General features: G+C 40.3%; 13 protein-coding genes and 1 other annotated feature. Of the genes, 12 read left to right on the top strand and 1 reads right to left on the bottom strand.

Going from position 1 to position 13,078, the window contains the following annotated elements:
• Nucleotides 1–29: 29 nt before the first annotated feature.
• The 8 genes from lnt to murA all read left to right on the top strand — a co-directional run bounded on the left by lnt (nt 30) and on the right by murA (nt 6,299).
• The gene (gene lnt, locus O3746_RS04640; protein WP_197560261.1) at nt 30–1,562 is read left to right on the top strand and encodes an apolipoprotein N-acyltransferase; all 1,533 of its coding nucleotides are present in this window, start codon (nt 30–32) and stop codon (nt 1,560–1,562) included.
• Nucleotides 1,563–1,634: 72 nt separating this feature from the next.
• Nucleotides 1,635–2,429, top strand: coding sequence for a phospholipid ABC transporter ATP-binding protein MlaF (mlaF, locus tag O3746_RS04645; RefSeq protein ID WP_178162649.1), 795 nt, complete (start codon nt 1,635–1,637; stop codon nt 2,427–2,429).
• On the top strand, nt 2,426–3,211 hold the full coding sequence (mlaE, locus tag O3746_RS04650) for a lipid asymmetry maintenance ABC transporter permease subunit MlaE (RefSeq protein WP_005699256.1): 786 nt from the start codon (nt 2,426–2,428) through the stop codon (nt 3,209–3,211). The genes mlaF and mlaE overlap by 4 nt, the downstream gene beginning before the upstream one ends.
• Nucleotides 3,212–3,223: 12 nt before the next feature.
• Nucleotides 3,224–3,730 carry an outer membrane lipid asymmetry maintenance protein MlaD gene (mlaD, locus tag O3746_RS04655; protein ID WP_197560262.1) on the top strand — a complete coding sequence of 169 codons (507 nt, stop codon included), beginning with the start codon at nt 3,224–3,226 and terminating at the stop codon, nt 3,728–3,730.
• Between the two features lie 21 nt (nt 3,731–3,751).
• Complete coding sequence (gene mlaC / locus O3746_RS04660) at nt 3,752–4,399, top strand: phospholipid-binding protein MlaC (RefSeq protein WP_049371518.1); 648 nt, start codon at nt 3,752–3,754, stop codon at nt 4,397–4,399.
• A gap of 4 nt (nt 4,400–4,403) precedes the next feature.
• Nucleotides 4,404–4,739 (top strand): lipid asymmetry maintenance protein MlaB, encoded by a 336-nt coding sequence (locus tag O3746_RS04665; protein ID WP_005696639.1) that lies wholly within the window; start codon nt 4,404–4,406, stop codon nt 4,737–4,739.
• A 13-nt stretch (nt 4,740–4,752) separates the two neighbouring features.
• On the top strand, nt 4,753–5,010 hold the full coding sequence (locus O3746_RS04670; protein WP_049366349.1) for a BolA family protein: 258 nt from the start codon (nt 4,753–4,755) through the stop codon (nt 5,008–5,010).
• 8 nt (nt 5,011–5,018) lie between these two features.
• Nucleotides 5,019–6,299, top strand: coding sequence for a UDP-N-acetylglucosamine 1-carboxyvinyltransferase (murA, locus tag O3746_RS04675; protein ID WP_302481721.1), 1,281 nt, complete (start codon nt 5,019–5,021; stop codon nt 6,297–6,299).
• A gap of 56 nt (nt 6,300–6,355) precedes the next feature.
• Here the strand turns inward: murA and O3746_RS04680 are convergent, their stop codons facing one another.
• Nucleotides 6,356–7,060 carry a YggS family pyridoxal phosphate-dependent enzyme gene (locus tag O3746_RS04680; protein WP_070591445.1) on the bottom strand — a complete coding sequence of 235 codons (705 nt, stop codon included), beginning with the start codon at nt 7,058–7,060 and terminating at the stop codon, nt 6,356–6,358.
• A gap of 164 nt (nt 7,061–7,224) precedes the next feature.
• Nucleotides 7,225–7,340: a sequence feature (Thr leader region), on the top strand.
• Nucleotides 7,341–7,371: 31 nt separating this feature from the next.
• Between O3746_RS04680 and thrA the strand changes: the two genes are divergently transcribed.
• The 4 genes from thrA (at nt 7,372) to O3746_RS04700 (ending at nt 12,986) form a co-directional block, all read left to right on the top strand.
• On the top strand, nt 7,372–9,819 hold the full coding sequence (gene thrA / locus O3746_RS04685; protein ID WP_371447902.1) for a bifunctional aspartate kinase/homoserine dehydrogenase I: 2,448 nt from the start codon (nt 7,372–7,374) through the stop codon (nt 9,817–9,819).
• A gap of 12 nt (nt 9,820–9,831) precedes the next feature.
• Nucleotides 9,832–10,776, top strand: a complete 945-nt coding sequence (thrB, locus tag O3746_RS04690) for a homoserine kinase (protein ID WP_371447903.1) — start codon at nt 9,832–9,834, stop codon at nt 10,774–10,776.
• Between the two features lie 79 nt (nt 10,777–10,855).
• Entirely contained in the window at nt 10,856–12,130 is a 1,275-nt protein-coding gene (gene thrC, locus O3746_RS04695) for a threonine synthase (RefSeq protein WP_371447904.1), read from the top strand.
• A gap of 145 nt (nt 12,131–12,275) precedes the next feature.
• A complete protein-coding gene (locus tag O3746_RS04700) occupies nt 12,276–12,986 on the top strand; it encodes a 4'-phosphopantetheinyl transferase superfamily protein (protein WP_371447905.1) in 711 nt (236 codons plus the stop codon).
• Nucleotides 12,987–13,078 lie beyond the last annotated feature (92 nt).

Consider the following 13,078-nt stretch of genomic DNA (forward strand, 5'->3'; position numbering starts at 1 on the left):
GGGGAATATTTTTTTATAGTATTGATAAAATGAATAAATTAGTCGTTTATCTTATAGCCCTGATTTCTGGCGTAATTGGCGTATTTGCCTTTTCACCGTTTGATTATTGGGGATTAGCCTATGTATCCTTGGGCGGATTGCTTTTTGTGGCAAAAAATGCCAAAAAATCAACCGCACTTTTGGCCACTTTTTTGTGGTCGATGGGCTTTTTCTGTTTTGGTGTAAGTTGGTTGAATGTCAGCATTCATCAATTTGGTGGAGCATCCCTTGGCGTGAGTTATCTCTTGGTGGGCTTGCTTTCTGCCTATCTTGCACTTTATCCAATGCTTTTCACTTATTTCGTGCAGCGTTTTCAGGTGCAAAGTGCGGTCATTTTTGCTGCGATTTGGACATTGACTGAATTCTTGCGTGGATGGGTGTTTACTGGTTTTCCTTGGTTACAATTTGGTTATACCCAAATCGACAGTCCATTTTTCGGCATCGCGCCGATCTTTGGTGTCACGGGGCTGACATTCTTTACCGTTTGGGCAAGTGCGGTCATTTTTAATCTTGTTTTTTCACTATCGAAAAAACAATGGAATTTAGTCAGTGTGAATGCATTGCTATTATTGGTTGTGGGTGGATTAAGTGCTTATGCAGGTAAGGTGAATTTTGTTCAACCCAAAGACGGTAAAGGACTAACTGTCACGCTTGCACAAGGTAATATTGAGCAAAATTTAAAATGGGATCCTGAATATCTTTACGCAACGGTGGATATCTATCAAAAACAAATTTTGGCGCATTTAGGCACGTCTGATTTGATTATTTTACCCGAGTCGGCATTGCCTACCCTTGAAAATGCGATTACGCCATTTTTTGAAGCTTTAGATAAAGTCGCGAAAGAGAAAAACACGGAAGTGATGATTGGTACCGTATATCGCGATGAGCAAAGTGGTAAATTATTAAATTCGATTGTGACGGCAGGGAATCCTGATTTCCCTTATGAGTTGACGACAAAAAATCGTTATAGCAAACATCATCTCGTGCCATTTGGTGAGTACGTGCCGTTAGAAAGTTTGTTGCGTCCACTTAATTCTGTCTTTAATTTGCCAATGTCTGCGTTCCAAAGTGGCGATGCAGTACAGCCGTCATTTATGGCGAAGCAACATGCTTTTGCACCAGCTATTTGTTATGAAATTATTTTTGGTGAGCAACTTCGTGAAAATCTGAAAAAAGAAACGGATTATTTGCTGACTATTTCCAATGATGCATGGTTTGGTGATAGCATTGGCCCTTGGCAGCATTTACAAATGGCTAGAATGCGTGCACTCGAATTAGGTAAACCATTAATTCGTGCAACGAATACAGGGATTTCAGTGTTTATTGATGCAAAAGGCAACATTGAAGCGCAAGCGCCTCAATTTGAGGAAACCACACTGACCCATAAAATGGTGCCAACAGAAGGCAAAACGCCTTATGCTGCACTGGGTAATTTACCTATTTATGTGTTGTCATTGATTTTTGTGTTATTACGAGGCTTCACGACGTTATTAAAACGCCGCTTGAACCTTTCACAAAAATAGCAGTCAAAACGACCGCACTTTTTTAACGTGAGAGGAAAATAAATTTTCTCTTGTAAAACCAATGAGATTTTAATGAATAAAAATCTAATCGAAGTCAAAAACCTGACCTTTAAACGAGGTGAGCGTGTGATTTACGATAACCTGAATTTGAAAGTCCAACAGGGCAAGATTACGGCTATTATGGGGCCATCAGGGATCGGGAAAACCACGTTACTGAAATTAATCGGTGGTCAGTTATATCCTGAACAAGGCGAGATTTTGTTTGATGGACAAGATATTTGTCGTCTTTCAAATCGCGAGCTTTACGAAGTACGTAAACGCATGGGAATGTTATTCCAATCAGGCGCTTTATTTACGGATATTTCCACGTTTGATAACGTGGCATTTCCGATTCGCGAGCATACCCGTTTGCCGGAAAGTCTAATTCGTCAAATTGTGTTGATGAAATTAGAAGCGGTGGGCTTACGCGGTGCGGCAGATTTAATGCCTTCGGAGCTTTCTGGTGGGATGGCGCGTCGTGCCGCATTGGCTCGAGCGATTGCACTTGATCCGGATTTAATTATGTTTGATGAGCCGTTTACAGGGCAAGATCCAATCAGCATGGGCGTGATCGTAAGCTTAATTAAACGCTTGAATGAAGCATTGAATTTAACTTCTATCGTGGTTTCCCATGATGTTCAGGAAGTATTAAGCATTGCGGATTATGCCTATATTATTGCGGATAAACATGTGATAGCCGAAGGAACATCAGAGCAACTGCTCGCGAGCCAAGATCCTCAAGTGGTTCAGTTCTTAAAAGGCGAAGCGGATGGTCCGGTGAGATTCCATTATCCAGCAAAAGATTATGTGGAGGAATTATTTAAATGATCGTTGATATGATTTCTTCACTTGGACGAAGCGTAATTAAATTTTTCCGTGCATTAGGCCGATCAGGCTTTATGTTGTTTGGTGCGTTAGTCGGTAAACCACAAATTCGTAAGCATTTTCCTTTATTAGTGAAGCAGTTATACGCATTAGGTGTACAGTCTTTATTAATTATCCTGCTTTCAGGTTTATTTATTGGGATGGTGTTAGGCTTACAAGGCTATGTGGTCTTGGTGGATTTTTCTGCAGAAACCAGCCTTGGACAACTTGTGGCGCTGTCTTTATTACGGGAATTAGGCCCAGTAGTGACCGCACTTTTATTTGCGGGGCGTGCAGGTTCAGCGTTAACGGCTGAAATTGGCTTAATGAAAGCCACAGAACAACTTTCCAGCCTTGAAATGATGGCAGTCGATCCACTACGTCGTGTGATTGCCCCGCGTTTTTGGGCGGGCGTGATTGCGATGCCAATTCTTGCGATTCTCTTTACCGCGATTGGTATTTGGGGTGGCTCGCTTGTTGGTGTGGATTGGAAAGGTGTCGATGCAGGTAGCTTCTGGTCAGTGATGCAAAATGCCGTCAGCTGGAGCTATGACATTCTAAACGGATTTATTAAAAGCGTATTTTTCGCCATTGCCGTGGTGTGGATTGCGTTATTCAATGGTTATGATTGTATTCCAACATCTGAAGGTATCAGTCAAGCCACAACCAGAACGGTTGTCCACGCATCACTTGTGGTACTTGGGCTCGATTTCATCTTAACTGCCATTATGTTTGGGGCAGGCTAAAAGGGTATTTTTATGCGACAAACAATTAAATATGAATTTTGGGTAGGGCTATTTTTACTACTCGGTATCGCCGCGTTAGTGTTTTTAGGCTTACGTGTAGCAAACGTACAAGGTTTTGGTGAAACAAAATCTTACACGGTGACTGCAACTTTTGACAATATTGGTGGACTAAAAGTCCGTGCACCACTTAAACTTGGTGGGGTAGTCATTGGTCGCGTATCTGACATTACGTTAGACGAAAAATCTTACTTACCAAAAGTCAGTATTGCGATTAATGAAGAATATAAAGAAATTCCGGAAAACAGTTCGTTATCGATCAAAACATCGGGATTATTGGGCGAGCAATATATCGCCTTAACAATGGGTTTTGATGATGGTGAAACCGCGATGTTAAAAAACGGTAGCCAAATTCAAGACACAAAATCCGCAATGGTATTGGAAGATTTAATCGGCCAGTTCCTTTACGGTGATAAAAAAGCCGACGGCAATGCTGACAAAGCACAACCTGAAGCCAAATAATAATCTTTATTTAGGAGATTTATGATGAAATTTACTCAGTTTAAAAAATGGTTTAGCGTAATGGCATTTGCAGTGACTGCACTTTTTGTGACTCAAACTGTACGTGCAGAAACGAGCCCTTATGTGTTGATGCAACAAGCATCAGATAAGTTATTTGCCGATATCAAAAACAATCAGGCAAAAATTAAAAAGGATCCAAACTATTTACGTACTATCGTGCGTAATGATTTATTACCTTACGTGCAAGTAAACTATGCAGGTTCTTTAGTGTTAGGTTCATACTTTAAATCAACCACACCAGAACAACGTGAAAAATTCTTTAAAGCATTCAGCGATTTTATCGAACAAGCTTACGCACAAGTGTTAACCGCTTACACCGATCAAAATATTCAAATTGAACCGGCTAAAGAAGTGGGCGACAAAAACCTTGTGAGCATTCGTGTAAACATTATGCAAAATGGTGGACAAGCGCCAATTAAATTAGATTTCAAATGGCGTAAAAACAGTAAAACTGGCGAATGGCAAGCTTATGACATGGTTGCTGAAGGCGTGAGTATGGTTGTCACCAAACAAAACGAATGGAGCGGTATTTTACGTCAACAAGGTATTGATGCTTTAACAGCTCAAATTCAAAAATCTGCCGCAGCACCTGTGACATTGAGCAAATAAGCGAATGACTGCGTTAAAGTGGGATTTAATCCAAAATAATGATAAGATAGCTCTCCAATTATCGGGGGAGCTATCCCGCAACACGTTGTTACCATTATGGCAGCAACGTGCTTCTTTTTTATCAGAAAAGCTAGCGAATCAAAGTACCATTGAATTTGATTTAACGAATATTAAACGAATTGATTCGGCTGGTTTTGCATTATTGTGTGATTTTCTACATGATAGTGAGCAGTTACCAAATAAAAAAGTGCGGTTGATAAATCCGCCGGAACAGTTATTAACCCTTGCTGATTTAGTGAATTTATCTCATTGGATTGGCACTTTTATTGATCATCATTAAAACGGAAATCCTAATGGAACTGCAAGAAATTGAACGTATTTTAAAAGAAAGCCTGAATGTAGATGAGGTTTATGCTCAAGGTGAAAATGCACACTTTGGTGTGATTGTCGTGAGCGATGAGATCTCAGCACTTTCTAAATTAAAACAGCAACAAACCATCTACGCGCCATTAATGCCTTACTTTCAAACTGGCGAAATTCACGCTTTAACTATTAAAACCTATACCACTGAAAAGTGGAAAATGGATCGTCTATTACATCAAGCAAGCTAGGATTTTCTATGGAAAAATTTCGTGTTTATGGCGGGCAATCTCGCTTAAGTGGTACTGTAACCATCTCTGGTGCAAAAAATGCTGCACTTCCTATTCTTTTTGCCGCAATTTTGGCAACTGAGCCGGTTAAATTAACAAATGTACCGGAACTCAAAGATATTGATACCACCTTAAAGATCTTACGTAAACTTGGTGTGGAGGCAGAGCGCGATGCTGAAGGTGCAGTATTATTAGATTGCTCTAAAATTGATCACTTCGTTGCGCCGTATGAATTAGTAAAAACCATGCGTGCCTCTATTTGGGCATTAGCACCGTTGGTGGCTCGTTTTCATCAAGGTCAAGTTTCTTTACCAGGTGGTTGCTCAATTGGTGCTCGTCCAGTTGATCTTCATATTAGTGGCTTAGAAAAACTTGGTGCAACGATTGAGCTTGACGAAGGTTATGTAAAAGCAGTTGTCGCAGAGCGTCTTGTAGGTACGCGTATTGTGATGGAAAAAGTGAGCGTTGGTGCGACTTTATCTATCATGATGGCTGCAACGCTTGCTGAAGGTACAACAACGATTGAAAACGCTGCACGTGAGCCAGAAATTGTCGATACAGCTGATTTCCTCAACAAAATGGGCGCAAAAATTACAGGTGCTGGTACGGATCACATTGTCGTTGAAGGTGTTGAGCGTTTAACTGGCTGCGAGCACAGCATTGTGCCAGATCGTATTGAAACCGGTACATTCTTAATTGCAGGTGCTATTTCTGGTGGTCGCGTGGTATGTAAAAATACCAAAGCGGATACCATGGATGCCGTGATTGATAAACTTCGTGAAGCGGGTGCAGAAGTTGAAGTCACAGAAGATAGCATTACATTGGATATGCATGGCAATCGTCCAAAAGCTGTTAATATTCGTACTGCACCACACCCAGGTTTCCCAACCGATATGCAAGCTCAGTTCACCTTGTTAAACATGGTGGCAGAAGGTACAAGTATCATCACTGAAACCATCTTTGAAAACCGTTTTATGCACATTCCAGAATTAATTCGTATGGGCGGTAAAGCGGAGATTGAAGGTAACACGGCGGTTTGTCACGGTGTTGAGCACCTTTCTGGTGCCGAAGTGATGGCAACAGATTTACGCGCATCAATCAGCCTGGTATTAGCGGGTTGTATCGCAAGTGGTGAAACTATTGTTGATCGTATTTATCACATCGATCGCGGTTATGAACACGTTGAAGATAAACTTCGTTGCTTAGGTGCGAAGATTGAACGTTTCTCTGAAAAGAGCGAAGAAGTTTAATGAAATCCAGATAAAAAAGAGCGGTCAATTTTGACCGCTTTTTTATTTTCTATTCATTATTTTTTCGAATAATCTCTTGCGCCAAAAATGGCTGTACCAATACGCACCATGGTTGAACCGCATTTAATGGCACTTTGCATATCATCGGTCATTCCCATAGAAAGCGTATCAATTTGTTGATGAGGGAAAGCGACTTTCAATTGCTCAAATAATTGTTCCATTTGGCTAAAAGCTGCTTCTTGTTCAGCAATATTGTCTGTTGGAGCAGGGATAGCCATTAATCCACGTAAACGTAAGTGCGGTAGATTTTCAATGTGTTTTGCAAGCGCAATCATTTCACCCGGTTGAATACCTGATTTACTCGCTTCATCACTGATATTAATTTGGATTAGAACGTTCAAAGGCGCTTTATTGGTAGGGCGTTGTTCATTTAAACGATCAGCAATTTTTGCACGTTCTAACGTTTGCATCCAATCGAAATGTTCGGCCACAAGACGCGTTTTATTGGATTGCAATGGGCCAATAAAATGCCATTCAAGCTGAATATTCTGTGCTTCAAAATACTGAATTTTATCTACACCTTCTTGAACGTAGTTCTCCCCAAATGCTTTTTGTCCTGCATGATAGGCTTCTAAAATCGCTTCATTGGGTTTCGTTTTAGAAACTGCTAATAAAGTGACCGCACTTTCAGGGCGATGTGCCAGTTGAGTGGAGGCTTGGATTTTTTGATGAATGGTTTCGAGAGCTTGTTGAATTGTCATAATTCCCTTCCTGACCAATGTGAAACTCTCTTCATTCTACACCAAAGCGATGATTTTTAGAAAAAATCTTCATTTTTTTGATTTTGTGTTTGACAAGCCAGCGCTTTTTCGGTATTTCTAAACACATCTTTTTTTTCAAGGTTAAAACACAATGAAAAATAACCGCACTTTCACGATTACCACCATTATTATGACCATTACGACAATTAATGGGGCGGGTTAGTGCATAACAAACAGGATCAAGAAAACCCGCATTCAGTCTAGTGCGGGTTTTTTAGTATTTAAAAATCACAACATCTGAGGATATTATCATGCGCGTATTAAAATTTGGTGGCACTTCATTAGCCAATCCTGAGCGTTTCTCACAAGCAGCTCAATTAATCGAAAAAGCTCATTTAGAAGAACAAGCAGCCGGTGTGTTATCCGCTCCTGCTAAAATTACTAATCATCTTGTAGCCCTCTCTGAAAAAGCCGCATTAAACCAACCAACCGATACCCACTTTAACGAAGCCATTGAAATTTTTTATAACATCATTAATGGTTTGCACGCTGAAAATAATAAATTTGATCTTGCGGGGACCAAAGCCCTCATTGATGCAGAATTTGCCCAAATTAAAGGTTTATTAGAAGAAATCCGCCAATCTGGCAAAGTAGAAGATAAAGTTAAAGCAACCATTGACTGCCGTGGTGAAAAATTATCAATTGCGATGATGAAAGCGTGGTTTGAAGCACGTGGATACAATGTTCATATTGTTGATCCAGTTAAACAATTATTAGCGCAGGGCGGTTACTTAGAATCTTCAGTTGATATTGACGAATCTACAAAACGCGTTGATGCGAAAAGTATCGGTAAAGATAAAGTCGTTTTAATGGCCGGTTTTACCGCATGTAATGATAAAGGTGAATTAGTGTTATTAGGCCGTAATGGTTCTGATTATTCAGCCGCTTGTTTAGCCGCTTGTTTAGATGCGTCTGTTTGTGAAATTTGGACTGATGTGGATGGCGTTTATACGTGTGACCCACGTTTAGTGCCAGATGCTCGTTTATTACCTAGCCTTTCTTACCGTGAAGCAATGGAGCTTTCTTATTTTGGGGCGAAAGTGATCCATCCACGTACAATTGGTCCATTATTACCAAAACAAATCCCTTGCGTGATTAAAAACACCGGTAATTCATCTGCACCAGGTTCGATAATCGATGGTCATGTGAAATCTGAAGGGTTACAAGTGAAAGGGATTACTAACCTTGATAACGTGGCAATGTTTAATGTTTCAGGCCCAGGTATGCAAGGTATGGTGGGAATGGCCGCTCGTGTCTTCTCTGCCATGTCGAAAGCAGGGATTTCGGTCATTTTAATTACGCAGTCTTCTTCTGAATACAGTATTAGTTTCTGCGTACCAGTGAAATCAGCAGATGCAGCGAAAGCGATTTTAGAACAAGAATTTGCTGCAGAATTAAAAGCCCATGAATTAGAACCAATTGAAGTTGCAAAAGATCTTTCTATTATCTCTGTTGTGGGTGATGGCATGAAACAAGCTAAAGGTATCGCGGCTCGTTTCTTCTCTGCATTGGCTCAAGCGAATATCAGCTTAGTCGCGATTGCACAAGGTTCTTCTGAGCGTTCGATTTCAGCGGTAGTGGCACAAAATAAAGCGATTGAAGCCGTGAAAGCGACTCACCAAGCCCTTTTTAATAACAAGAAAGTCGTCGATATGTTTCTAGTTGGCGTCGGTGGTGTTGGCGGCGAATTGATTGAACAAATCAAACAACAAAAAGATTACCTTGCAAAGAAGGATATTGAGATCCGTGTTTGTGCCTTAGCGAATTCAACAAAAATGCTTTTAGATGAAAACGGATTGAATCTAGATAATTGGAAAGCTGATCTTGAAAATGCAACCCAACCTTCTGATTTTGATGTGTTGTTATCTTTCATTAAATTACATCATGTGGTAAACCCAGTCTTTGTTGATTGTACAACGGCTGAATCGGTTGCAGGACTTTATGCACGAGCATTAAAAGAAGGCTTCCATGTGGTAACACCAAACAAAAAAGCGAATACTCGTGAATTAGCCTATTACCACGAATTACGTCGTAATGCCCAAGCGAGCCAACATAAATTCCTATACGAAACTAACGTAGGGGCAGGCTTACCGGTTATTGAAAATTTACAGAATTTATTGGCAGCGGGTGATGAACTTGAGTATTTTGAAGGCATTTTATCGGGCTCACTTTCTTTCATTTTCGGTAAATTAGAAGAAGGACTGTCTCTTTCAGAAGTGACCGCACTTGCACGAGAAAAAGGCTTTACAGAACCTGATCCTCGTGATGATTTATCGGGGCAAGATGTGGCACGTAAATTGCTTATTTTAGCGCGTGAAGCGGGTCTAGAACTTGAGCTTTCCGATGTGGAAGTGGAAGGTGTGTTACCGAAAGGCTTCTCTGAAGGTAAATCAGCCGATGAATTTATGGCAATGTTGCCACAGTTAGACGCGGAATTTAAAGCACGCGTTGAAGCCGCGAAAGCAGAAGGCAAAGTATTGCGTTACGTAGGCCAAATTAAAGATGGCCATTGCAAAGTGTCAATCATTGCCGTGGATCAAAATAACCCATTGTATAAGGTGAAAGACGGTGAAAACGCCCTTGCATTCTACACTCGTTATTATCAACCAATTCCGTTGTTATTACGTGGTTATGGTGCGGGTAACGCAGTGACTGCAGCTGGCATCTTTGCGGATATTTTAAGAACATTACACCACTAAAAAGGACATAATATGTTAAGAATTTATGCTCCGGCATCTAGTGCCAATATTAGTGTAGGGTTTGACACATTAGGCGCAGCCATTTCACCGATTGATGGTTCATTGTTAGGTGATGTCGTACAGATCGAGTCTATTCCAAGTGGTTTTGAGCTCGAAAGTGCGGGCTATTTTGTGCGTAAATTGCCAAAAGAACCGCAAAAAAATATCGTGTATCAGGCCTATGTACTGTTTAGTGAGCAATTAAAATTACGCAATGTGAGAGTTAAACCATTGCGTTTGACCCTTGAGAAAAATATGCCGATTGGTTCGGGATTGGGGTCAAGTGCATGCTCTATCGTAGCAGCATTAGTGGCATTAAATAAATTCCACGATGAACCATTCTCAAAAATGGAATTGTTAGAGATGATGGGCGAGCTAGAAGGTCGTATTTCAGGTTCGATCCATTATGATAATGTGGCACCTTGTTACTTAGGCGGTGTGCAATTTATGGTACAATCCCTCGGTAACATTTGCCAAAAACTGCCATTTTTTGATAATTGGTATTGGGTCTTAGCTTATCCAGGCATTGAGGTTTCAACCGCTGAAGCGCGTGCAATTTTACCGAAAAGCTATACGCGTCAGGATGTAATTTCTCATGGTCGTCATTTAGGTGGCTTTGTGCACGCATGTCACACGCATCAAGAAAACCTTGCAGCGATGATGATGAAAGATGTGATTGCAGAACCTTATCGTGAGGCTTTATTACCAAACTTCGCAGAAGTGAAACAAGCTACTCGTGATTTAGGCGCGTTAGCGACGGGTATTTCAGGCTCTGGCCCAACGATTTTCTCCATTGCACCTGATTTACAAACCGCAACAAAACTGGCGACTTATTTAGAAAATCATTATTTACAAAACAATGAAGGTTTTGTGCATGTTTGTAAGGTCGATAATGATGGCGCGAGAGCGCTCGGTTAAATAACAAATCGCTTTTATCTCCTCTTTTTATAAGAGGGGAATAACATTTTATTAAAACTCTATAATTAACGGATATACAATGAATTTGTACAACATCAAACACCCTGAAGAACAAGTGAATTTTGCGCAAGCAGTACGTCAAGGACTTGGCAAAGATCAAGGTTTGTTCTTTCCAGAAACGATCCCCGTTTTAACCAATATTGATGAGTTGTTAGCCTTGCCATTGGTTGAACGTAGCCAAAAAATTCTTGGCGCCTTAATTGATGAAGAATTGCCGAAAGCCACTTTGGATGCGATGGTGAAAAATGCGTTCACCTTTACGGCACCATTAGAAAAAATAGAAGACAATATTTATGCGCTTGAATTATTTCATGGTCCAACGTTAGCATTTAAAGACTTTGGTGGCCGTTTTATGGCACAGGCACTGGCAGCAGTGCGTGGTGATGGCAAAATCACCATTTTAACAGCAACATCTGGAGATACCGGTGCGGCAGTTGCCCATGCATTTTACGGGTTGGAAAATATCAATGTCGTGATTTTATATCCGAAAGGCAAAATCAGCCCATTACAAGAAAAGTTATTCTGTACTTTAGGTGGGAATATTCGCACTGTTGCGATTAATGGTGATTTCGATGCGTGCCAAGCATTAGTTAAACAAGCGTTTGATGATGCAGAGCTACGTCAAGCGATTGGTTTAAATTCAGCAAACTCTATCAATATTAGCCGTTTATTGGCGCAAGTTTGTTATTACTTTGAAGCCGTAGCTCAATTACCAAAAGAAAAGCGTGATAATGTCGTGGTTTCTGTACCAAGTGGTAACTTTGGTAACTTAACCGCTGGTTTAATTGCAAAAACATTAGGTTTGCCAATTAAACGCTTTATTGCTTCAACCAATGCGAATGATACTGTGCCACGTTATTTAGAATCAGGTAACTGGGCACCTAAAGCGACTGTAGCCACGCTTTCTAATGCGATGGATGTCAGTCGCCCAAACAACTGGCCGCGTGTAGAAGAGTTATTTAAACGCAATGGCTGGAATTTAAGTGATTTAGGTTCAGGTATGTTAAGCGATGGCGAAACAGAAGAAACCTTAAAAGCGATGTACGCAAAAGGTTATTTATGTGAACCACACGGTGCGATCGCCTATCAAGTATTGAAAGACCAACTTAAAGCGGATGAAACCGGTATTTTCTTATGTACGGCACATCCTGCGAAATTTAAAGAGTCTGTGGAGCGCATTCTTTCGTTCGATCTTCCATTGCCAGAAGCGTTAGATAAACACAACAAATTGCCATTACTTTCTGATGAAATGGATGACGATTTTGCACAATTACGTGCATATTTGTTGAAATAATAAAAAAGTGCGGTTGATTTTGACCGCACTTTTGTTTTGTCATTCAAAAGGGCGGGATAAACGCCCTTTATTTTTTTGGGGCATTGGTGCGTGGCGGATTTCCTTTTATAATGCAATTAAAGTGATATGTTTATTTATTATTTGTATGACAACTTTTATTGCCTACGCCAATATTCAACAACCTTTTCCTTTTGATGAAATTCCTAGGGAACTAATCCCTGAGAATTTGCATACGGAACCGCAGGGAAATTCTCGGATAACGCAACGACGTCAATGTCGTCGATTGGCACATTTTTTGCTTTGGCAGTTGTTAAAAACAGCGGGAACATCAACCGCACTTTTAGGACAAATTTATCGTACACAAAGTGGCAGACCGCAATTTCCCGTTGAGAATATCGATTTTAATATTAGTCATTCTGGTGATTGGGTTGCTGTATTGCTGCATATTAATGAATCAGAAAAAACTGCGGTCGGTATTGATGTTGAATTTCCGAAAAAACGGAATTTTTCTGCGCTCATGGCCCATTTTGCGCCACAAGCAGAACAAGATTGGTTTGCTAAACAACCTGACGAAGAGCAGGCTTTTTATCGTTGTTGGTGTTTGCGTGAAGCTGTATTGAAATCACAAGGCGTAGGAATAGTGAAGTTATCAAGTGTGACGCATTTGCCAGAACAACTGCAGATCTTTTCAGATTATTGTCCGAAAGGTAAGTTGATTTTTACAGATGAATTGCCTTTTTACTTTGCGGCATTTATAAATCAGTCAAAAATTCAACCGCACTTTTATCAGTGGGATGGAAAAAAATTACTCGAAAAAAATATAAAAAAATCCTTGATTTACCAAGTAAATGAATAAAAGAAAATCCTTGAAAATATTCAAGGATTTTTTATTTTATAAAACTTGATTCGCCACTTGTATTTTCATAGACTAACCCCATTTATTTCGAT

The organism is Haemophilus sp. 27098_8_127 (assembly GCF_041433495.1).
GTDB lineage: Bacteria > Pseudomonadota > Gammaproteobacteria > Enterobacterales > Pasteurellaceae > Haemophilus_D.

Bases quoted from the DNA above. Each gene is read 5' to 3' on its own strand.
- mlaC (WP_049371518.1), top strand. From the start codon at position 3,752: ATGATGAAATTTACTCAGTTTAAAAAATGGTTTAGCGTAATGGCATTT.
- thrB (WP_371447903.1), top strand. From the start codon at position 9,832: ATGTTAAGAATTTATGCTCCGGCATCTAGTGCCAATATTAGTGTAGGG.
- O3746_RS04680 (WP_070591445.1), bottom strand. From the start codon at position 7,060: ATGACAATTCAACAAGCTCTCGAAACCATTCATCAAAAAATCCAAGCC.
- murA (WP_302481721.1), top strand. From the start codon at position 5,019: ATGGAAAAATTTCGTGTTTATGGCGGGCAATCTCGCTTAAGTGGTACT.
- thrA (WP_371447902.1), top strand. From the start codon at position 7,372: ATGCGCGTATTAAAATTTGGTGGCACTTCATTAGCCAATCCTGAGCGT.
- lnt (WP_197560261.1), top strand. From the start codon at position 30: ATGAATAAATTAGTCGTTTATCTTATAGCCCTGATTTCTGGCGTAATT.
- mlaF (WP_178162649.1), top strand. From the start codon at position 1,635: ATGAATAAAAATCTAATCGAAGTCAAAAACCTGACCTTTAAACGAGGT.
- O3746_RS04665 (WP_005696639.1), top strand. From the start codon at position 4,404: ATGACTGCGTTAAAGTGGGATTTAATCCAAAATAATGATAAGATAGCT.
- O3746_RS04670 (WP_049366349.1), top strand. From the start codon at position 4,753: ATGGAACTGCAAGAAATTGAACGTATTTTAAAAGAAAGCCTGAATGTA.
- thrC (WP_371447904.1), top strand. From the start codon at position 10,856: ATGAATTTGTACAACATCAAACACCCTGAAGAACAAGTGAATTTTGCG.
- mlaD (WP_197560262.1), top strand. From the start codon at position 3,224: ATGCGACAAACAATTAAATATGAATTTTGGGTAGGGCTATTTTTACTA.
- O3746_RS04700 (WP_371447905.1), top strand. From the start codon at position 12,276: ATGACAACTTTTATTGCCTACGCCAATATTCAACAACCTTTTCCTTTT.
- mlaE (WP_005699256.1), top strand. From the start codon at position 2,426: ATGATCGTTGATATGATTTCTTCACTTGGACGAAGCGTAATTAAATTT.